Annotated in this window: 24 protein-coding genes; all 24 read right to left on the bottom strand. The window is 32.9% G+C overall.

Features of this window, described 5'->3' with window-relative positions:
- Nucleotides 1-26: 26 nt before the first annotated feature.
- The 24 genes from HRU50_RS05025 to HRU50_RS04910 all read right to left on the bottom strand — a co-directional run bounded on the left by HRU50_RS05025 (nucleotide 27) and on the right by HRU50_RS04910 (nucleotide 19,458).
- Nucleotides 27-269 carry a DUF6868 family protein gene (locus HRU50_RS05025; protein ID WP_296348810.1) on the bottom strand — a complete coding sequence of 81 codons (243 nt, stop codon included), beginning with the start codon at nucleotides 267-269 and terminating at the stop codon, nucleotides 27-29.
- 4 nt (nucleotides 270-273) lie between these two features.
- A complete protein-coding gene (locus HRU50_RS05020) occupies nucleotides 274-1,035 on the bottom strand; it encodes a GNAT family N-acetyltransferase (RefSeq protein WP_296348809.1) in 762 nt (253 codons plus the stop codon).
- Between the two features lie 98 nt (nucleotides 1,036-1,133).
- Entirely contained in the window at nucleotides 1,134-1,775 is a 642-nt protein-coding gene (locus HRU50_RS05015) for a hypothetical protein (RefSeq protein ID WP_296348807.1), read from the bottom strand.
- A gap of 176 nt (nucleotides 1,776-1,951) precedes the next feature.
- The gene (locus tag HRU50_RS05010) at nucleotides 1,952-2,449 is read right to left on the bottom strand and encodes a nuclear transport factor 2 family protein (protein WP_296348805.1); all 498 of its coding nucleotides are present in this window, start codon (nucleotides 2,447-2,449) and stop codon (nucleotides 1,952-1,954) included.
- A gap of 4 nt (nucleotides 2,450-2,453) precedes the next feature.
- Nucleotides 2,454-3,320, bottom strand: a complete 867-nt coding sequence (locus HRU50_RS05005) for a glycoside hydrolase family 16 protein (RefSeq protein WP_296348803.1) — start codon at nucleotides 3,318-3,320, stop codon at nucleotides 2,454-2,456.
- Nucleotides 3,321-3,437: 117 nt separating this feature from the next.
- Complete coding sequence (locus tag HRU50_RS05000) at nucleotides 3,438-4,274, bottom strand: energy transducer TonB (protein ID WP_296348802.1); 837 nt, start codon at nucleotides 4,272-4,274, stop codon at nucleotides 3,438-3,440.
- 3 nt (nucleotides 4,275-4,277) lie between these two features.
- The gene (gene hemG, locus HRU50_RS04995) at nucleotides 4,278-4,820 is read right to left on the bottom strand and encodes a menaquinone-dependent protoporphyrinogen IX dehydrogenase (RefSeq protein WP_296348799.1); all 543 of its coding nucleotides are present in this window, start codon (nucleotides 4,818-4,820) and stop codon (nucleotides 4,278-4,280) included.
- An 85-nt stretch (nucleotides 4,821-4,905) separates the two neighbouring features.
- Entirely contained in the window at nucleotides 4,906-5,250 is a 345-nt protein-coding gene (locus tag HRU50_RS04990; RefSeq protein ID WP_296348797.1) for a hypothetical protein, read from the bottom strand.
- Nucleotides 5,251-5,437: 187 nt separating this feature from the next.
- The gene (locus tag HRU50_RS04985) at nucleotides 5,438-6,115 is read right to left on the bottom strand and encodes a hypothetical protein (protein WP_296348795.1); all 678 of its coding nucleotides are present in this window, start codon (nucleotides 6,113-6,115) and stop codon (nucleotides 5,438-5,440) included.
- A 180-nt stretch (nucleotides 6,116-6,295) separates the two neighbouring features.
- Nucleotides 6,296-7,381, bottom strand: a complete 1,086-nt coding sequence (locus tag HRU50_RS04980; protein WP_296348793.1) for a hypothetical protein — start codon at nucleotides 7,379-7,381, stop codon at nucleotides 6,296-6,298.
- A 27-nt stretch (nucleotides 7,382-7,408) separates the two neighbouring features.
- The gene (locus HRU50_RS04975) at nucleotides 7,409-8,059 is read right to left on the bottom strand and encodes a YIP1 family protein (RefSeq protein ID WP_296348791.1); all 651 of its coding nucleotides are present in this window, start codon (nucleotides 8,057-8,059) and stop codon (nucleotides 7,409-7,411) included.
- Nucleotides 8,060-8,181: 122 nt separating this feature from the next.
- The gene (locus HRU50_RS04970) at nucleotides 8,182-9,684 is read right to left on the bottom strand and encodes a serine hydrolase (RefSeq protein WP_296348788.1); all 1,503 of its coding nucleotides are present in this window, start codon (nucleotides 9,682-9,684) and stop codon (nucleotides 8,182-8,184) included.
- Between the two features lie 104 nt (nucleotides 9,685-9,788).
- Nucleotides 9,789-10,628 carry an NmrA family NAD(P)-binding protein gene (locus tag HRU50_RS04965; RefSeq protein WP_296348787.1) on the bottom strand — a complete coding sequence of 280 codons (840 nt, stop codon included), beginning with the start codon at nucleotides 10,626-10,628 and terminating at the stop codon, nucleotides 9,789-9,791.
- Nucleotides 10,629-10,662: 34 nt separating this feature from the next.
- Nucleotides 10,663-11,202: an NAD(P)H-dependent oxidoreductase gene (locus tag HRU50_RS04960; RefSeq protein ID WP_296348785.1), complete on the bottom strand. Its 540-nt coding sequence runs from the start codon at nucleotides 11,200-11,202 to the stop codon at nucleotides 10,663-10,665.
- Between the two features lie 33 nt (nucleotides 11,203-11,235).
- Nucleotides 11,236-11,637 carry a DUF5367 family protein gene (locus tag HRU50_RS04955; RefSeq protein WP_296348784.1) on the bottom strand — a complete coding sequence of 134 codons (402 nt, stop codon included), beginning with the start codon at nucleotides 11,635-11,637 and terminating at the stop codon, nucleotides 11,236-11,238.
- Between the two features lie 49 nt (nucleotides 11,638-11,686).
- Nucleotides 11,687-12,178 (bottom strand): DUF1772 domain-containing protein, encoded by a 492-nt coding sequence (locus HRU50_RS04950; RefSeq protein ID WP_296348782.1) that lies wholly within the window; start codon nucleotides 12,176-12,178, stop codon nucleotides 11,687-11,689.
- Nucleotides 12,168-12,542, bottom strand: a complete 375-nt coding sequence (locus HRU50_RS04945) for a hypothetical protein (protein ID WP_296348780.1) — start codon at nucleotides 12,540-12,542, stop codon at nucleotides 12,168-12,170. Before HRU50_RS04945 ends, HRU50_RS04950 begins: the two co-directional genes overlap by 11 nt.
- Nucleotides 12,543-12,640: 98 nt before the next feature.
- Nucleotides 12,641-13,636, bottom strand: a complete 996-nt coding sequence (locus HRU50_RS04940; RefSeq protein WP_296348778.1) for an AraC family transcriptional regulator — start codon at nucleotides 13,634-13,636, stop codon at nucleotides 12,641-12,643.
- Nucleotides 13,637-13,733: 97 nt separating this feature from the next.
- Nucleotides 13,734-14,435 (bottom strand): hypothetical protein, encoded by a 702-nt coding sequence (locus tag HRU50_RS04935; protein ID WP_296348776.1) that lies wholly within the window; start codon nucleotides 14,433-14,435, stop codon nucleotides 13,734-13,736.
- On the bottom strand, nucleotides 14,404-15,768 hold the full coding sequence (locus HRU50_RS04930; RefSeq protein WP_296348773.1) for an alpha/beta hydrolase: 1,365 nt from the start codon (nucleotides 15,766-15,768) through the stop codon (nucleotides 14,404-14,406). Before HRU50_RS04930 ends, HRU50_RS04935 begins: the two co-directional genes overlap by 32 nt.
- Nucleotides 15,765-17,156: a hypothetical protein gene (locus HRU50_RS04925; protein ID WP_296348771.1), complete on the bottom strand. Its 1,392-nt coding sequence runs from the start codon at nucleotides 17,154-17,156 to the stop codon at nucleotides 15,765-15,767. The genes HRU50_RS04930 and HRU50_RS04925 overlap by 4 nt, the downstream gene beginning before the upstream one ends.
- Nucleotides 17,157-17,490: 334 nt before the next feature.
- Nucleotides 17,491-17,862, bottom strand: a complete 372-nt coding sequence (locus HRU50_RS04920) for a VOC family protein (protein WP_296348769.1) — start codon at nucleotides 17,860-17,862, stop codon at nucleotides 17,491-17,493.
- Between the two features lie 153 nt (nucleotides 17,863-18,015).
- Nucleotides 18,016-18,429: an immunity 22 family protein gene (locus tag HRU50_RS04915; RefSeq protein ID WP_296348768.1), complete on the bottom strand. Its 414-nt coding sequence runs from the start codon at nucleotides 18,427-18,429 to the stop codon at nucleotides 18,016-18,018.
- A gap of 450 nt (nucleotides 18,430-18,879) precedes the next feature.
- Entirely contained in the window at nucleotides 18,880-19,458 is a 579-nt protein-coding gene (locus tag HRU50_RS04910; protein WP_296348766.1) for a YceI family protein, read from the bottom strand.
- Between the last annotated feature and the right edge of the window lie 58 nt (nucleotides 19,459-19,516).

Raw genomic sequence — 19,516 nt, 5'->3', positions numbered from 1 at the left:
ACTTAAGCGTGTTTAATTCCTTAAAGTTAAGCCATTAATTTTAGTACAATCCAAGGTACTACATTGAAAAGAATAATCAGAATTTTATAAAAAGCAATGGTTAGATATAAGGATTTACCAACGGTCTCTTCAGGTATATTAAAAATCTTACCATGCAAACGATGCACCCATTTACCAGATATAGTGATTATGGTGAAACTAAATAAAAGCACACCAAAGTTAATTAGAGACATATATCCGAAGAAGGTTATTAAATCTTGCAATTCCATAATATTATACTTTTAAATTGAGTTCTTTCTTAAGAATGTTTTTGAATCTTGTATTACTGATATAATGGTCTACAATAAGTCGCCCATCTCTTAATAAGTTAAAGACACCAAAACCGGAAGGTGCTGCTTTGGCCTCTTTCACTGACGTAATTTTAGTAAGTGTCATATCTAGTCCTACGTCCATTGCTAGATTTAAAATGGCCTCTGCAGACTTTTCATTCCAAGGACACTGATCTGAATATAAAAGATGCCATCCTTTATATTTTTTTTGTTCTGCGTGCCAATCTATTAGTTTTGGTGGTAAGGCGGCGGTATTCCAAGTTTTCGCCAGAAGTTGAAATCTGTCCTTAGTTTCAATTTGATGAAAATCATTCTTTTCGAATAATGATTTGTTTGCTAGCCAACCGCCATCACTTGTCATAACGCAAAGTCCGTCTAATCCATTTGCTTTCGCTTCATTTTCAGCATCTTTTAGTAATAGAGCACCATAGCCTTTTTGGCGCTCTTTTTTAGAATAGATATAGATGCAATGTATAAACATGTAGTTATCACCTTCAATAGGGCGCCAAGCAAATTTTGCTGGTACATACTCAATGAATCCGAGCATCTTGTCCGCATAACTTTTTAGAATTTTAATGCGCATACCTTCTTTATGGCGTTTGTTAAACCAATTATATTTGTCCTTAAAGCCATGACGTTTGGTATCCTTAATACAAAAAAATGTCTCTTGTAAAGCGTTTTCTGGTGTAACTTCAATAAGTTTCATCGTACGATTAATTAACTACTAAAACTAATGAATATTTAATTAGTGTTTTATGATTTTGGTCATCGTAGTTAATAAAATAGCATTGCTAAAAATTAGTTCTATTCTAAGGTTAGAACAAAAGGTAGAAAGTCCTTCTTTTTTCTGTAAGTAGCTAGAAGTGCTTTTTTAAGTATTTCATTATTTCGCATATACATAAACATTGCACCTTGCGCTCTTAAAAGTCTTTGGTTAGCATCAATGCCTAAGTTGAGCGTGTATAAAGCTTTTATACCATTAACAAATTCGTTATATAGGTTATACTCTTCAGAATTAAGATGATTCAATATAGTAGTGAAACAAAAAGCCTCAACATGAGGTTGTCTTATAGGTTCAGTAAGTTTTATCCCATTGATACCAACACAGACCTTTCCTTCATAGTAGCCTTCTTGGGTAATACCCTTAATTGAAAAAAACTTTACTGCAATATTCATAAGATCATCAGTTGATATGGTATCTGCAACAAATGACTTATCATTAGGTGTTTTTTTTGTTAGCTTTTGCATGACACTATTAAAAACACTATCATTTTTTAAATGCTTTATGTAAGTCCGTTGAAGTTTTATAGAATCCTTTATGGCCTTTAGTTTCTCATTTTTTGAGTTATCAGTAAAATGAGTTCTTAAGTAATCAATGTAACGGATATTCTCATTGATTAATTTAGAAAAACAAGATGAAGAATCTATTGGATTTACCTTTTTCATTAGAAATTCCCGATCGCGAAAAGTCTCCTTTGTTATCGTGAAAATTTGAGCGTATACTTCTGTTATTTCACATTTTTCTTGACAAAAAACTGTCGTATTAAGGCATAAAATGGTAAGGATAAATAAAGCAGACTTCATAATTATAAGATTTGAGTTGGTATGAATTACATATGATTTTAATCTCTTGCTCTTGTAGAGTGCATCATTTTTAATCGCCAGCCATCATCCGTTGGCACTGCAAGGGCACTTTCGAGCCATTTTGCCTTTCCGACAAGTGTATCTGCTTGGGTAAATTCAGCGTAGTTATAGTATGCAATTTGGATTGATGGTCCATATTTATCAATAGAAATATATTCCATCTTATTAGTGCGTTTAGCACGGTTTGGATTTGATACCATACCACGCATATAGGTTTTAATTCTTTCATTGTCCCAAATTTCACCTTGTTCTAAGATGATAAAATCATCGGTATGGTAAGACATTATTTTTGTAGAATCTCCACCTGCCCACAAATCATCAAATGATCCCTGAATAAGGTCTTTAGCTATTTTAATTTCAGCCTCTGTGATTGATGTGTTAGTATTAGCTTCATGTTGCGATAGACAAGAGGTTAGGACAATGGTTATTATGAATGAAAGGACTATAAGTGCTTTATACGTTTTTTTAAAGGTCATGGTTCTATTTTTTGGTTTTAAATTCATGCTTTACCCAATCAACTTCCATTTCCCAATTTTGAGTCATTGGTGCATCGTTAATTTTTGCAAAATTTAGAATGGCGAACAATGGCTCAGGGAAATTATCGCCTTGATCTTTGGCTCTATACACTTCTTCATTATCTAAGCGGAATACCAAGTCTTTTCCGTCCCATTCTACAGAATAATCATGAAATTCACCTAACTCAGCTTCTTGAACTAACATTTTACCTTGCCAATCTCCACTTTGACATTCCCCAAGGTTCACAATAGCACGTGCGGCATAATGATTTGGTCCACCATCACTATGATGTTCAAAAACATCAATTTCACCAGAGCCAGTTAATGGCCAGCATACTGTTTCATCTTCATCTTCAATTGGCGGTTCGTTATTTCTTGCACCAAGTAACCACCAAGCAGGAAACATACCTGATTGACCACTATTCTCAACTTTTAAGCGTGCCGTCCATTTTCCCTTAATAAATTCCTTACGATTTTTTGAAATAATTCGCCCAGCTACATATTGAGTTTCTGGATGTTGCGCACCAGTTTTTACATCTAAATTATCACATGGTTGCTTTTCACCAAGATCAATAACTCTCAGCTTTAGTGTACCATTGCTTACTTCTCTAGTATTATATTTACCATTAGGTACATAGCAATGATTCTCATTATTCACCCAGATCATTTGGTCTTGCCAATGCTCTGCATTAAAGGTTTCAAAGTCGTCAAAGAAATCGATTGTCCATTCTGGTTTTTCGTCCTTGTTAGGAAGGTCTTTGTTTTCTTTTTCTTTGCAACCAAAGCAAAGTTGAAGAAGAACGATTGAGATAATTACAATGCGTTGATTCATAAGGCTAATATCTTTTAGAAAGTTGTCAATAACATAAGTATTGACTTCATAAAGATAGTCCTTGTGTGGTTAGTTTGCAATTGATTTAATTGCATTAATTATTTGCAGTAATGTCTATTAGTCAAATTTAAACGTCAACGGTATCCTAAAACGAGTTTTTACATTTTTACCATTAAACGTTGCCGGAATCCATTTTGGCATTCTTTCAAGTTTTCTTATGGCCTTCTTTTCAAAGTTTAAACTTTCTTTGTTCAGTGGTTTAAAATCTGTAAGATTCCCGTTTTCGTCAACAATAAATTCTATAGTAATTCTTTTGTCAATACCCAACAACTGTGCAAAACCTGGGTACTTTACATTCTCGGCTAAATCTTGATAGAATGGACGTAAACCGGTTTTCGGATAAGCGTCAGTATCTGTTTTAATATGAATGGTATCCTTTTTAAGTGTTCTGATTAAATAACCTTCTGTCTCAGTAGAATCTTTAAAAATACGCACTAATTTTTCATTGACCGATTTAAACTCAAGTTCAATTTTTCCGGTGCCTTCAACCAAATAAGGAATACTATCATACCAAACTTGTAGGTATTTGGTTTTGTCTTCATCATAGAGAATTTCTTTGGTGACATTACCTTTTATATTATAGTACTTAACATATCCTTTTCTATTAGTAACTCTAAGATTAGGGTTTCTATCGTATTGGTCGTTTGAGTTGTACCAAATAAATTCATCTAAGTTTTCAAGATCGGTGAACCCATAAAACTCTCCGGTTCTATATAACCTTGATTTTTTGTAATCTTTTACCGTTATCAGGCTATCTGTTACCGTATATTCTCTTTTGTTTTTACTCCTTGGGTCATCTGTTTTCTTATGAAAACTTCTGTCGAACATAGCAGTTTCCTGTCCGTAGGTTGACATACAGACTAGCATTAATATAAGGTATAAGTAATATTTCATTTTTTAGCTAAGTGTTTTAATATGGTCAGCAATCTTCATTCCAAAAGTATGTACTTTTTCCCAATTTGTATAAACGATAGGTTCATCAGTTGTAGTTGGGCCATTGGTAAACTTCATGATGAGTTTTATCATTAATTTATCAAAAAAACCATAGGACTTATAATCTAACTTACCAGCAAACACTTCCATAAAGTCAGCTTTCCAATTAATGGATTCCAATAGTTTAATCATGTATGGATTTGTAGTAGGCGAACTCTTTTCTTCTTTCCTTGCCACAAGGTTCACCGAAAACAAAGCTGTGTTTAGGGTATTAAGTTGTTTTGCATTGTTTTGGATAAAATTAATGATGTTTTTATTGTGTTTACCGTACCGTACACTAGCACCAATAATTATGGTATTATACTCTGAAATATTAAAATCTAAATGGTCTATATGGTGCAATTCTGAGGAAAGATTTTCTTTACTTAATGTCTGTTGGAGCGCCTCACAAATTTTTTTGGTGTGTCCGTCAACAGAAGCATATATGATTCCAATATTATGTTTCACAAACTGTACAACTACAAAGTGATAAATACCTTTCTCAAATATAGTAAATTGAAAACTCTACAACATCTAAATTGATCACTTTTATTTACCAATTAGCACCAAAATGAGTCACCATTACAAACCAAAACGAGTATAAACAACTAAAACCTGTTCCTAATATAAAAAAGAGTAACCTCAGTTTCTTTACGGAAAGTTTATTGTTAAAATAATACCAATCAAACAGTTCTATTAATGTGCCAAAGGAATAAAAGAGATTAGCACCGATGCCCCAAAATAGAACACTTAGAGTATCCAATATTTTCCAATCATATGGTTTTTCAGAAATTGCGAAATAAATTGCTACAATTCCTATTAGGCCTACCAGTAAATTATAAATCCATCTTTTGCTTTCCCACCATTGTACATTTGATTTTAGGTTGTCAATTGTCATACCCAACTATTAATAATTTTTAAGAAAATAAAGGCCAAATGAATGCCTTAAAAATACCGTAGCCAATAGCTCCTACAATCAATCCGAAGAAAAAGCTTTTTTTGAATTTTTTTGGTTTTTCTGTTTTCATATTACTAGACTTATTTATGCAATGTGCTGAGGCATCACTTAACATAATCCTAAGAAATTAATTTTTATCTGATTTAGGCGATATCATAATATGCGCTTTATGTGTACCTGGATTCATTATCCAAGGATGATTGGAGCTTATTGGTTGTTCAGGTAGTCCTGTTGATGCTGAAGTTGCAAACGGTAAATACACCACATATCTGTAAATAGCACCATCTACTTCAGACGTTTTTGGATCATATAATGCATCTTGCCCATAGTAAATGTGTAGGGTAGATCCTGGTTTCCCCATATCCAATTTACCAGATTTGGCTTCTTCCTCTCTAATTTCAAAGATTTCTGTTCTGCTTTTGCCCATTGCTTTTAATGCTCTACCACGCGCCATAAAAGGTTCTAAATCTCTGTGATAGCATGCAGCACTAAAACCAGAATCATTGGGATTGTCTGCTAAGACTATAAACTCATTATTTCCTTCTTTTAAAGTCACAAACTCACCAGCCATATTATAGCCTATAACCGTGCAGTTATCTCTACTTTCCTTTGGTGCAGCCATTAATGCCGTAGCGATTAAGGCAGTATCTGTATCAATGGGTACTAAATGTGTTTTGTCTACTGATTTTTTGTTAGTTGTATCTTTTAAGTCAGAGGTATTTGTGTCTTTCTTTGCGGTGCTATCTGAAGAATTACATGATGATAATAGCAGTAGGCAGGTAAAGACAAAAAGTAATTGTTTCATATCGGTTAGTATTTTTTTTCGTTGGAGATACAATTGTTAGCGTTTAGCTTTTTTCAACAAAACCATGACGACAGGCATCTCATTTTTACTAAAGATAATGAATTGTGATTGTTTCATTTGTTTTTGATGCAATAATAATTTCACCAATAGGGATGAATTTGAGAATTTATTGAAAGGTATTTAGGCACGTCTAAACTCATTTGCACCTTCAATAGCGCTGAAAACTTCGAATACTTCATTTTGATCTTGTATGGTATCCCAACCCATTTTTGTTAATTCTGCTCTGATTTCTTCTTCTTTTTTATCTTTCACCATGTGGTAATAGGCAAAGTCAACAACTTCCATTGGTACTCTATTGATGAGGTATTTTATTAGCATTGATGAGAGTCTTAGAATAGCAATAATGTAGGTAAAGATCATTTGTAAAACCCAACTGACTAATAAACCTACCCAACCAGTATTGAAATCATCAAATCCTAAACCTGTATTCATTCTTGCTTTCATAAAATCCCAAAAGCCAAATGGTTCAAGATTGTACCTATACACTATAATTTGGTATTGAAAAAAATGGTTTGAGATATAGGTTAAGATTATCATTCCAATCAAAATATAATGCAAATGGTCATAAAACGTATAATTACTCATTTTTATGAGCTGATTCAACATAAACATAAGTGTTAATCCTGCACCAAATTCAAAAAGTATCATGATGTAAACACCATTAAGCGTGAGTGTAGCAATTATAACACCTAACAATAGTGCAGAAATAAGGCCACCGGTAATTGGAATCCACAATTTAGGTGATCTTGTTTTATGAGACTGAGGTAAGCTTGTAGGGATATCATAGTCTTCCCAATTATTCGCTTTCTCAATTTCAACTTCTAGTTTTTTTAGAGCCTCACGATCATAGGTTTTTAAAGTTTCATTAAACGCATGAATGAACAAACGTACTCTTTTTGAGTTTCGGCCATTGTCCCACATTTCATTTCCTAGTGAGACACTTTTTACTTTTACAGTACCATAATGGTAAGAAACAGTAATTTTCTCTGTCCAGCGATTCCATTCACCTTGTCTTTTAGCTTCGGCAGATGTATCATCTTTGTATACGATATCCCATTCTAGAATCTCAAACGTTTTTAGAACAATTGCAATAAAAATGTGCTGCTGAAGATGGGTTCTAAAATCTTCTTCATGATTCGGTTCCCACCAATGAAAACTGTGTTTTTTCTTTATAGATGATTCAAATTCTTTAAGGGCTTTATTCATATAAATCTAAAAGGTTGATTATACATTTTATATAGATACTATGAGAAGCAAAAGCATTAAAGGTGCTAGGATAATTAAAATGGGGAGAATCATATTGAGAATTGCTTTACCGATGGTAAAGTTTTGTACCATAGCTATACCTTTAACCAGAATAATTATTGTCCATACTCCTAAGGTAATTTCCATAATGCCGAAAATAAACCAAGCGATACTGTTTACGGCAGTATCAACAATGGGTTCGCTTTTGAATAAATCGTCACCTAAAATTATAAGTTCTGGTATTATTAGAAATAATGATGCTATTGATGGTACTAAAGACCATGCAATAACAGTTCTAAATTTTGAGGCATTAGCTTTACCTTTTAGCCATTGTCCTGTAACACTTAGCGCCCAAGCATAAATAAAATTTGTGATTAAACCGAATATACCACCAAATAGAAAGGCTATTAATAAAACTGAAAGTGTAGATCTTGAGTCTCCAAGACCTTTGTCCGAAGCTCTAGAGATGGCATCGACAATTCCACCCAGCATAAATAGAACAATCATGTACTTTTCTGGGCAGTTTTTTAATATGTATTTTAAAGTTTCTTTAGGTTGAAACCAAATTTGGTAAAGTAGTTTGCCTTCTTCTATATCTGTAAGTTCGTTCTCAAATTCTTCAAATGGCTGTTGGTTCATTTCGTCTTTGATGTTGATGTATTCAGTGTATTCCCGATTTAAATCAAAGATAATTAAAGAGATTTAAATTCCGATTAGAAAATTCTAAAATAAAGAACGTTGTTCATTTATCATTATAAATTTTAATGTGTTGTCTTTACTTTAGATAAAAGTTTATTTTTCAGTATGTCTTGCAGTGTCATGTTAGACCTTTCATAACCTAATTCAATAGCCTTTTTGTAGCATTCTATAGCTTTTTCTTTTTCGTTATACTTGATATAGGCTTCACCTAGTGAATCCCATAAGTTTCCATCGTTTGGAAATAACTTTACATTAAGCTTAAACAATTCTAACGCCCAACCTGGTTTATCTTCTTTTTTTAATCTAGCGTGTCCGAGCCGATTGAGTATAGCATGGTCGTTAAATTCATTTTTAAGTGCTTGATTTAAATATTTTGGTAAGTTTTCCGCATTTTCAGATGGATTAGTCTTCATAAAGTCATGAACTAATTCATAAATGTTTTTGGAAATTGGTGTTGGGTTGTAGTTTTCATCAAAAATGATATTACCAATTTCTTTAGCAACGTATTCTGATTCACGACCAAGAAATGCGTTTGTCATATATATAACAACAACAACATCATCTATAAATCTTACAAAATCAGCAAAATATAGTCCATTACTACCGTTATGAGTAACGATTTTAGTGTTTCTATCACTTTGAAATATAGCCCAACCGTATCCATAAAATGATGTGTCCTCATCATTTTCAGCTACAAATGGTGTTTCTTGAAGAGATCTGGTTTCTGATGTTAAAACTATATTGTTTTTTAAAGCGACGTGCCACTGATACAAATCCTCAACGGTGGAGTGAATATCACCTTTACCTATACTGTACCAATGGTTATGATTGTATGGAAGGTGTTGTTGAGTCGTTCCCCAATCTGTCCATTGCTCATCATTTCTGTTATAGTAATAGCCATGTGCTAATCTATCTGTAATAAAACGGATACTTTTATAACCGGTGCTCTCCAACTGAGTTGGCTTAAATAAATATTCATGAAGAAATGAACTATATGTTTGGCCTGAAACAATTTCAATAATGGCAGTTAGCATTATATAATTAGCGTTAGCATATAAATGCTCTGTTCCGGGTTTAGACTGTAATTTTGATTCAAAAAATTCTTCTAAGAATTGTTCTTTACTTGCCTCGTTATATCTAAAACCTCCTGTCTTATGAGAAATACCTGATGTGTGTGTTAACAATTGATGAATGGTTATATCTTGCTTGTCAGAAGGTGCCTGCTGAAAATATGTGATTAATTTATCAGATGTTTTAAGTTTTCCTTGTTCTACAAGTTTAAGAATAGCGGAAGCTGTAAATTGTTTTGTTATAGAACCAATATTAAATACGGTTGAAGGTGAATTAGGAATTTTATTTTCTCGATCAGCCCAACCATAGCCTTTAGATAAAATAACTTCTCCTTTTATTGCGACTAATACTGTTCCTGAAAAACCATTTTTTGTGCTTGATTCTAAATACGTATCGATTTTATGAAACAATTCCGTCTTTCTATCTTGAGTAAAGGCGCTAAAGGAAATGAATATTACTAGACTGAAAATAATAGGTTTAAAAAATAAATGCATGTTGTGAGTTTTGATTGATTGATTGATTAATGAATGCTGTATTTAGCAGTCATAGCGATTTGAATTTTAATTCAAATCGCTATGACATCATTAAATTATTATAATTATTTAACGCTGACTTGAGTCCAAATACCTGTAGCAGCTGTTTGTTGGGCATAGGTCTCAAAATCCTTTGCAGGTCTGCCTAACACTTTAGCAACATCATTTGAAACGTCCTGGTTATCAGGGTTACCTAATACTTCTTTAAACAAATACCCAAAAAGCCAAACATAAGAATCTGGTAATCCTGCTTTTTGCATACCATCTTTAAATTCTTCTATTGTTATTGGTACATACTGAATGTGCTTCGAGGCAGCTTCAGCCATGATATCTACTACTTCTTTAAATGTTCTTTTTTGAGGTCCTGTAACTGTTATGGTTTGTCCGTTATAAGTATCATCAATAAGAACTTTAGACACAACGTCTGCAATATCATCGGCGTCTACAAATGGTATTTCGGCATTAGGCATTGGTAGTGCCACTGTACCCTCTTGTACAAAATCTAAGAATGCACCTTCACTAAAGTTTTGATTGAACCAGGATGCTCTTACCAAGGTGTAATTTAAACCAGAATTGGCAACAATATCCTCACAAGCTTCAGCTTCAGTTTCTCCTTTACCAGACAGTAATACCACTTTTTCTAATCCGGCTTCTAAGGCTTTTTTAGTTAGTGTTGTAATGGCATCTCTTGAACCTGGAACAGCCAAATCTGGATAGTATACAATGTAAGCTCTATCCATATCCTTTAAAGCTGCGTCGTAGGTGTCAGTATTTTCCCAATCAAAAGATGGTGCTGTTTTTCTCCCTACAACACGCACGTTGTGACCTAGTTTTGTTAAATTTCTTGCAACTCGGCTTCCAGTTTTTCCTGTACCTCCGATAACTAAAATGTTTTCTGATTTCATGATTTTAAATTTTTATTATTTATTATTATTTGATTTATTGAATATTTAGGTGTCGTTTAAAAAGTTGAACTTTTTGCGTCAAATCCTTATTTAATTCTGTGTTAGACACGCTACCATCTGAGAAATTATCAAAGAAGCTCGGCAATGAAAAATCTGTAATTTCTTTAGCACCTAAAAACGGAAAGTAGTTGACTGCGGCCTGCAATACAGTAGCACCGCCGCGACCACCAGGTGAAGTCGCCATTAAAAATACGGGCTTGTCTCTCCATACATTCATATTTGCACGAGACAACCAGTCTAAGGTATTTTTAAATACGGCTGTATACGTACCGTTATGTTCTGCTAGCGATAAGATGAACCCATCAGCTAGATCTAATAGATCATTTAGTTTTTTTGCTGCTTTCGGTATACCATTTTCAGCTTCTAAATCGACGCCATAAATCGGAAGCTCATAGTCGTTCAAATCAATCGAAATGACTTCAACATCTTCTAATAGGCCCGATGTATATAACAACAAACTTTTGTTGATAGAGGTCTTGCTATTACTTCCAGCGATTGTGATGATTTTCTTCATGTTATATAATTTTATAAATAGATATTTCGTTCATTAATATTTAACAGCATTATTTCTACCTTGTACTTTGATGAACCAAAACGCAGTTGTCGTTGCTATGAATTCTAACCCTATGAGCCAAAAACCGGTAGCAGTAAAAAAACTGTAGTGCGTTCCTCCATATGGTGCCACTAAAAAGGGAACTGTAATTAGTGCGTCTAGAGTAGTTGCAATTAAAAAGAAAACTAAGCCTAACCAATATCCTTTTGTTGTACTTTTCTTTCTGTAGTATACTTTTGTTCCAAACCATACTACCGGCAATATGCCTAAGGACAGTAAAATATTAGCTTGTAATTCTGTGTTTTTTATAATTGGGAATTGAAAGGAAAGTAAGTAAATACTAACGCCAATAGTCCATATTATAATCCCAATAACTATGATCTTCAATTTTTTCATGATGTTTAAGATTTAAATTAACAGTTCGTTTTTTGATTGATGAATGGCATTATTTTGAATAGAGTATTCCTATAATTAATAGCAAAAAGGCGCTAATTGATGAAAGTGTTCTAATAGTATGTAATTGGTTCCAAGGCTTTTCAAATTTCTCTCTAAGCGTTTCTAACTCGGCTGTTGAAAGTATCTCAAGGTTCGTTTTATCCAAAACTTCGTTTAAAGGGACATTACCAAAAATGGTTACTAAACCTATTCCTACGAAAAAAAGTACTGCTGCCATTAGAAATAGCCAAAAACTAGTGCTGTAATCTCTGAATAGATATGTGTTAAGAAATAATAGGATAACAGGACCGAAAAATACAGTTAGAAATGTTCCGTTTATGATAGCCCTATTCATGACTTGAAAAGCTTTTAAGAATTCGAGGTTATCAAGTCGTCCTATACCAGGTGTAACAGCATTAGACCAAGTAAAACAAAGTCCTGCAGTTAGACCAGTAAATACTAGGCCCAATACAAATACGATAAATTTTAGTTTAAATTCCATGAGTTGAAGTTTTTGTGGATGATATCCAAGTTTGTAAATCTTTATATTCTCTAGAGGTGAGCTTTATATTTTTGCCTTTCGGCATGCGCTTCTTTACAAAGACTTGGGTATTGATACGATCAGCCCAAGAATCCATATTGTTGGCCGTGAAAACGCATCTTTTATTACGTTTGCGATGGCAAACGTTACATTTATTGTCTAATACTTGAAAGGCTGTTGTTTTAGAATCTGTAATAGTTTCGTTTGATAGATTAGCTACCGTAGTATATGCGTTGTACTGCTCATTTGAAGCGTAGTTATTAATTACGTTTACTAGAAGTATCCCAATCAGTCCTATTAAAAATTTCCCAAGTGTCAGCATCATTAAATTGTGTTAATTAATTTGATGATACAAAGGTGCAAAGTGTTCAAAGGGAATTTTTGACACTTAAAGACAAGGTTTTGACATTTTACGCCAAAAAGCTATTTCTGGTTAGAATTTCTAAATTCTAGTGGTGTTTGGTTTGTCCATTTCTTAAATGCGCGATTGAAAGCACTTTGCTCTGAAAAACCTGTGAGAAAGGATATTTCACCTATACTTTGTTCAGTGTTACGGAGAAGATTTTTGGCAATAGACTCTTGGGTTTTTTTAATTAAGTCCCTATAGGTTACACCAGCTTCGGACAATCTTCTGGTGAGTGTACGATTGCTCATTGCTGTGAGATCGGCAATATGATAAATACTTGGGATACCAGTAGGCAATGCATCTTTAATTAGAGATTCAACGTCGCGCACAAATTTTGAGCCTGGTATTTTAATGCCTTTTGTTTTCTCATCAACTTGTTGTAATAAATAATTATTAATACTAGCATCAGCTTTGGCTGTTCTTAAATTAAGATCTTCTGTTTTATAGCTTATAGCATATTGAGTTTGGTCAAATAATATGGGACAGTTAAATGCTTTATGAAAACTCGATAAATCTTTTGGTGCACTGTGCTTAAAACTGACTTGAGTTGGCAATATTTTTTGATCAGACATGGCTTGTAAAACAACAACCGTAGCCGATAGACTTGCTTCTGTAGATAGTTCCATACCTCTTCTATGTGCTTCTCTATGAAGAATAACATGAGAGATGTCTCCTTCTATCTGTGTTTGCCATACAAAAGTGTTAGATAGAAGTTTAAAAAAACGTTCACTCCGCTCATAAATTTCGCCCACTCGAGAGCACGTGCGCCAAGATAGACCTAATACACCATAATCTTCAATTACCATTTGTTGCCCAACACGGACACTAAATCCTGGACCAAGCGCATCATCAAGTAATTCGTGTGCAATTAAAAATTCTTCTGCAGAAATGACTTCTAATTTTTTTGCCTCTTCTAAAGAAGTCCTCCAGTCTTTAAAATCGTCTTCAACCATGCCTTCAGCAATGGCACAGTTAAGCATTTTTTCATAGAGACGAGCAGAGAAGTATTTCATTTAATCGCGGCCTTTTGAGTTTATATATTGATTAACTGTAAAAATTAAGCTGACTAAAGTTAAACTATTTTTTGCTTTTCTGTTGAGGTAAATGACATCAATCTGCAAGATATTTTATTTCTCTTTTTTCTAAACTTGTTAGTTTTTCATTAAAATATACTTCTCTATTTAGCCAATTTTTATTGGAATCAAATTCGGTGTATTTCCATTGAAATTGACCATAAAGACTATCGTTGACTAAATCGTATTCTATTAAGGTTTCAAACTCATTAAAATCAGTATAACTATAAATTGAATTAGGTCTAAAAATACTGTCATTTAAAGGTCCTTTTTCTTCAATTTTGCCATTATCTTTCCAACGATGTAAATAGCCTTCAACAAATTTACCATCAGCTTTGAAGGATTCACTTTTGATTATTTTACCATCTTTATTGTAAGTCATATTCACATAGCGTACAATGACATTGTTTTTGTTTCGCCAAGTTACCTTAGTTTTATTACCATGAGTATAGCTGTTTTCAAACTGCATCATTATTGAATCTTCTTTGGTGTAGTAAATTGAACGAACTTCATTGCCCAAAGAATCAAATTCTTTAATTATATAACTTGAAAGTGTAAGGGTATCTTTCTTTTCATTTGTAACTCTATAACGTTCTATCTTAATTTTTGATATACTAGGCATACCAATAGCTTCGTCCTTTTTATTTTGATGACAAGCCGTAATAAAAATAAAAATTTGGCTTAGTACTACTATGGTTTTGATGGTTTTAGTCATCCCTTTTAATAAATTGGTTGTCATATAGGAAATCTATAATACTGATTTGCACAATTGGTGCTATTCGATAAAAGCGCCAATAAGATATTTTATTGGTCAAAGTCACGAGCTTTTCTTCTGTTTCAGTGCCATGCTCGGCATCATAAGCAATAATAGTTTTAAGGAGTTTACGCTTCTCATTTTTATAAATCTTATGCAATACGTCTACATTTTCTTTAAACGGTACAATCCAATCTATTTCACCATAAATAGCTAATAAAGGCTTATTGAAATTATGAAGTGCAGATTCGGGGTCGTAATCATGTCTTCTTACCCATAGGTTATTAATATCATCCTTACTTTTAGGTATGTCTGTATCATCTAATAATTCTCGCCATCCTTCTGCTTGGCTGTAGTTGAGTAATTCTTTAAATCGTTCAAAATTCTTTTGCGTTGCTTTGGCCTCTAACATTAAGTTTGTGTATGCTTTGAGATGTTCTTTTGCATTTTCATTTAACTTATAAAAATTAGCGCCATATTGCATAGATTGTAATTGCTGCTCTTTCACAGAAGTTGAAGGCGCCACAATGCCAATCATGAAATCGAAATTGGCACCATCTTCTTGTGCCTTAGTCATTACCCAACCACCAGCGCTACTTCCTAAAATGCCAATGTTTGTAAATTGTTGATATTCATTTTCTAAAAAGCGTTTCCATGCCACAACGTCACTTGCTAAATCTGAAATTGTAGCCATTTCACAATTGCCAGTAGATTTTCCTGTTCCTCGCTTATTATAAACTAATACTGTAATTCCATAAGAGCGCAAAAGTTTGGCATAAAGGTCATATTTGGTTGAACCAGCATAGCAACCTCTTCCGCCAATTATAATCATAGCAGTATTAGTGGCTAATTTGGGTATGTGCATATGACCAGTTAATATTACACCATCATTTTCAATAGTCTTTGCAACAGTAGTATAGTTTTTTGGTGGCGGCTTAGGTGCTTTCTTCAAATGCAAGTAGATTGGCGTTGAGGTGTTCTCAATGTTTCCATTTAATTCTAAGGCGTTTCTATCTAGATTGAGGTTAGCTTTTCCGTAGCCTGTATTAAAGCTTATATTATGAAGAGAATCAATTTCAATCGGTATTTCAAATTCCCCAAATTGTGGATGCCATTCTTCTATAATTTGAAACGACATCATTTGATCTTTATTTTTGAAAAAATTTATCTCAAACTTCTGAGAACTATTATTTTTTATAAAAGCACCTTCCCAATAACCTTCTAATATTTTAAATGTTGTATTTGTATTCTGGGCAATGAGCGCTTGATGAAACACTGATATTACAAAAAACGTCACTAAGATTGTTCTTGGATTCATAGTTTAATATTTAGTTTTTCAGCAGGTACGCTTTTTATATTGTCACCATCGGTATAAAGAAATTGATTGTTGTTATTTATTATACGGGCATTCCAACCATAAGAAAGCGCCTTTATTTTTTCTGGTTTTTCCCATATTGGTTGATCATAAGACCCAGAATTATAACTAATAAAAAATCCTTGTTGTGATTCTTCTCCTTTCAAATATCTTGTGAAAATTATATATGATTTTTGTTTATCCACATATGGACTAAACTCAGTTGCCAAATTGGAATTTAAGTTTTTTAGCTTATCCGTAATTTCCAATTGATTGTTGTTTATTTTTCCCTGAACAATATCGCCATTACCATGTTTGGTATAAAAAAATAAATCTGTTTCATTGTGCCAATGAAAATAACCACCTGATATATTTGAGTTTTGAGTAATGTTTACTGGTTTAGACCAATCTGTGCCATTATTTTCAATAAGCCAATTGGTTTCTATATTATCATTTTTTTTTGTGAATATTATACGATTACCTGAAGGTGAAATGGCTCCATTATATAAAGTGTCTAAAAATGTAGGTGTTTTAGATAATGTATATAAGCCATTGGCATAAGTGTATAATTTACCTTTTTGAATATCCCAATCCTCTGTTTCTGTTAAGAAAAGACTTTTTTTGTCCGCTGTAAAACTGAAAACGTTCTGTGATTTTTTACGCGTTGAAATAAGGTTGGGATAATAAATGCTGTCCTCTGTTGTAAAATGGTTGTTATAGTATACCTCCCGAATTTGTATCTCGCGTATGGTGTCTGACATTATTTTTTTTCTAGCTATCCAATCACCGAATGGGTTGATTGAATCATATATAAACGTGCGGTCATTAAAGATTTTACCCTTGATATTAGTGAAGAATATACGTTTAGGAAATCCTTGAGATGTATAAAAGGTAGAATCATACCCATGAATTTTATCTCCTTTAAACTCAGCACGTATTGTTTTGCCATTTTCATTGAGATAATCTGTCATTGTATAATACACTTCACCATTAGAATCTAACCATTCGGTAACCTGGATCGTTTCATTTATGAAACTAACTATTTCAATACTATAGTCTTCTTCGCCTTCTTCACGGTATTTTGCACCTATATGTAGATTAGCTGTATTGTATTGATAGATATATTCAGTTTCTATTTGTTTTAATGAATCAAGTTCTAACCAGCGGTGTGGTCTGTTGTCATTAAAGTAATAAGTGAGACGATACTTAAATGGTTTCTGATTCGCCTGTTTAGGGTATTTGTAATAATTAATTTTTTCAAACCTTAATGATGTTTCATTATCCATCTTTGGTTTGTCATTAGTACAACTGAATATTATTGCAAAAAAACAAAGGAATATAGCGGCTTTCATATCTTTAAATTACCAACAAAGTTTTAGGCTAAGAATAAATTTTTAGTTCGTGACTTTCAGAATATCCTGTCCTTTAAGTTAGAATTACAGTCTTATTAAACTAAGCAAACTGATTTTAGTAATTCTATTTTAGTAGAAATGAAGTTGTATAAAGTTAATCAAAAAATTAAAATAGACTTTTGATAAAAAAGAGTATGTTTAGATCACCGCAAACGTAAAAAATACGGTGCGTTAAATTTGAATATTAGATTTAGTTCGTGGTCTACCAATAAATTTAACTATTGAAGTCGAATTTTTCTTATGAAAACATAAGGGGTTTTATGACTGATTTTATTTACCTGTGTTGATCTAATAGGATGACATTTCCATCTGGATCTGTGAGCATAAGACTTGCTGGGCCATGTGACTTTTCGTCCACTTCGGTAGTTAACGCTATCCCAGCGTGTTTTAGTTTTTGCTGAATGGTACGAATATCTTCAAAAGCCTCTAAATTGTTTGCATTTTCATCCCAACCCGGATTAAAAGTGAGAATATTACCTTGAAACATGTCTTGAAAAAGTCCAATAAGTGTTTTGTCGTTTTTCATAATTAGGTAGTTCTGGTCTATATTTCCTGCAAAGACAGTAAAACCTAAAACTTCGTAAAATGCTCTTGATGTTTTTAAGTCCTTTACGTTTAGACTTACAGAAAATGCTCCTAATTTCATTATCCTTTGGTGTTTGATTAATTGATTTAAATACGTCGTTTACCTGAGTTAGTATTTCCAACTATTAAGTGATTCGTTCTACTAAAGTTAAACTATTTTTCGGAATAGGTGAGTAGTAGCAATTAATTATAGCTATTGTTAGGCGTTCGTTTTTTATTTAGGTTCATATTCTTTTCGGAAGACGAATTCAATCGGTTTGTTATTTATTTTCATTCCGTTGTATTCAAATAGCATTTCATTTGTTAAGTGCTCTTCATTTTCTCCGAATAAGAACAAAATTGAATTCCGATTTGTTACATCTCTATTTTCTAATTCCGCAATAAGTTCATCGAAAAAAAATTCAGAGTCGAGTAGGTCTTTTCTATATTCAGTCAGTTTATTCAATTCAAGTTTGTTAAACCACCAACTTTCCATGAAATCCTCATCGTAATATTCCAATTCAGCATCTTTTCCGAATTCAGATTTAGGCTCATCTTCGTTTTCATAGTCAAAATTCAGATAGTTTTTGTAGAGTTTATCTTCTGATTCAAAAGTTCCAATCCAAACGCAAATTATTTTTTTAGTCATCGATTTCAAATGTTTGCCAACGGTCTCGGTTATGAGTAGTATCTTTTTGAAGAAGCTAATATGACCTGTCAATTAATTTTAAAGCAATTGGTTTTCTTTAATCACTATATCAAAGTAATTAGAATCATTAGGATTATCCTTTATGTTTTTGGCAAAATTATCTCGACAGCCCGGATTACAAAATCCAACTGTAAAGCCTCTATATGTTGTGAGTGAATCTTTAGATACAGGTTTTCCAGACCGTGGACAAAATTTATTAATTGTTTCTTCCATTTCTAATAGCAGCTAATGTGTTGTAAAAGCATTTATTGTAATAAATACTCAAACGAATTCTTCATCGTTGCACTAAAGATAGTAAATACCAATAAGGAAATATAAGTGGGTTGAAAAATAAAACCACCTTAAGCATGTTGCTTAAGGCGGTTTCGGGCTATTAATCAAGGGTTTCTACTAAAACTCTAAGTCTACGACTAAATCAAATTCATCATAGATGACTTTATCTTTTAATCCGTCAAAGAAACTAGACGAACCATATCTTACATTAAATTTTGTACGGTCTACTTTTAAAGTAGCATTGGCCTTATTACCATATACTGATAAATCAAAAGTAATAGATTCTGTTGTACCTTTAATAGTAATATCACCAGTAACTTTATACGAATTTTTACCAGTAGCCTTTACGGTTGTAAAGGTTAATGACGCAGTATTGTAATTATCTACGCCAAAGAAATCATCAGATTTTAAGTGACCTTCTAAACTTGCCTTAGAATCTCCCTCTAAATCCGTTACCACAATACTTGTCATGTCTATAGTAAAAGAGCCACCAACTAAGGTTTCACCATCAAATTCTAAATCACCAGATTTAATAGCGATTGTACCTGTGTGAGAACCTGTTACTTTATAACCTTTCCAAACTACTGTACTGTTTGTGGTTTTAACTGCTTTTTTGTCTTTGTCTTCTGTTGCATAGGCAAATGTTGTAAATGCGACTAATAATAATGCAAAGGTTTTTCTAATTGTATTTTTCATGATTGTAAATTGTATTTTAATTTGACAAGACAAAATTCTGAAATACAGGTTTTAGAAA

It is taken from the genome of Winogradskyella sp. (assembly GCF_013213835.1).
Classification (GTDB): domain Bacteria; phylum Bacteroidota; class Bacteroidia; order Flavobacteriales; family Flavobacteriaceae; genus Winogradskyella.
This window is presented reverse-complemented; position numbering and strand designations above follow the sequence as displayed.

Coding starts and splice junctions, on each gene's coding strand:
- HRU50_RS04945 (WP_296348780.1), bottom strand. CDS start 12,542: ATGATGCTGACACTTGGGAAATTTTTAATAGGACTGATTGGGATACTT.
- HRU50_RS04915 (WP_296348768.1), bottom strand. CDS start 18,429: ATGACTAAAAAAATAATTTGCGTTTGGATTGGAACTTTTGAATCAGAA.
- HRU50_RS04970 (WP_296348788.1), bottom strand. CDS start 9,684: ATGCATTTATTTTTTAAACCTATTATTTTCAGTCTAGTAATATTCATT.
- HRU50_RS04955 (WP_296348784.1), bottom strand. CDS start 11,637: ATGAAAAAATTGAAGATCATAGTTATTGGGATTATAATATGGACTATT.
- HRU50_RS05010 (WP_296348805.1), bottom strand. CDS start 2,449: ATGACCTTTAAAAAAACGTATAAAGCACTTATAGTCCTTTCATTCATA.
- HRU50_RS04935 (WP_296348776.1), bottom strand. CDS start 14,435: ATGACAACCAATTTATTAAAAGGGATGACTAAAACCATCAAAACCATA.
- HRU50_RS04980 (WP_296348793.1), bottom strand. CDS start 7,381: ATGAATAAAGCCCTTAAAGAATTTGAATCATCTATAAAGAAAAAACAC.
- HRU50_RS05020 (WP_296348809.1), bottom strand. CDS start 1,035: ATGAAACTTATTGAAGTTACACCAGAAAACGCTTTACAAGAGACATTT.
- HRU50_RS04910 (WP_296348766.1), bottom strand. CDS start 19,458: ATGAAAAATACAATTAGAAAAACCTTTGCATTATTATTAGTCGCATTT.
- HRU50_RS04975 (WP_296348791.1), bottom strand. CDS start 8,059: ATGAACCAACAGCCATTTGAAGAATTTGAGAACGAACTTACAGATATA.
- HRU50_RS04960 (WP_296348785.1), bottom strand. CDS start 11,202: ATGAAGAAAATCATCACAATCGCTGGAAGTAATAGCAAGACCTCTATC.
- HRU50_RS05025 (WP_296348810.1), bottom strand. CDS start 269: ATGGAATTGCAAGATTTAATAACCTTCTTCGGATATATGTCTCTAATT.
- HRU50_RS04930 (WP_296348773.1), bottom strand. CDS start 15,768: ATGAATCCAAGAACAATCTTAGTGACGTTTTTTGTAATATCAGTGTTT.
- HRU50_RS05015 (WP_296348807.1), bottom strand. CDS start 1,775: ATGAAAAAGGTAAATCCAATAGATTCTTCATCTTGTTTTTCTAAATTA.
- HRU50_RS04920 (WP_296348769.1), bottom strand. CDS start 17,862: ATGAAATTAGGAGCATTTTCTGTAAGTCTAAACGTAAAGGACTTAAAA.
- HRU50_RS04985 (WP_296348795.1), bottom strand. CDS start 6,115: ATGAAACAATTACTTTTTGTCTTTACCTGCCTACTGCTATTATCATCA.
- HRU50_RS04965 (WP_296348787.1), bottom strand. CDS start 10,628: ATGAAATCAGAAAACATTTTAGTTATCGGAGGTACAGGAAAAACTGGA.
- HRU50_RS04925 (WP_296348771.1), bottom strand. CDS start 17,156: ATGAAAGCCGCTATATTCCTTTGTTTTTTTGCAATAATATTCAGTTGT.
- HRU50_RS04950 (WP_296348782.1), bottom strand. CDS start 12,178: ATGGAATTTAAACTAAAATTTATCGTATTTGTATTGGGCCTAGTATTT.
- HRU50_RS04990 (WP_296348797.1), bottom strand. CDS start 5,250: ATGACAATTGACAACCTAAAATCAAATGTACAATGGTGGGAAAGCAAA.
- HRU50_RS05005 (WP_296348803.1), bottom strand. CDS start 3,320: ATGAATCAACGCATTGTAATTATCTCAATCGTTCTTCTTCAACTTTGC.
- HRU50_RS04940 (WP_296348778.1), bottom strand. CDS start 13,636: ATGAAATACTTCTCTGCTCGTCTCTATGAAAAAATGCTTAACTGTGCC.
- HRU50_RS05000 (WP_296348802.1), bottom strand. CDS start 4,274: ATGAAATATTACTTATACCTTATATTAATGCTAGTCTGTATGTCAACC.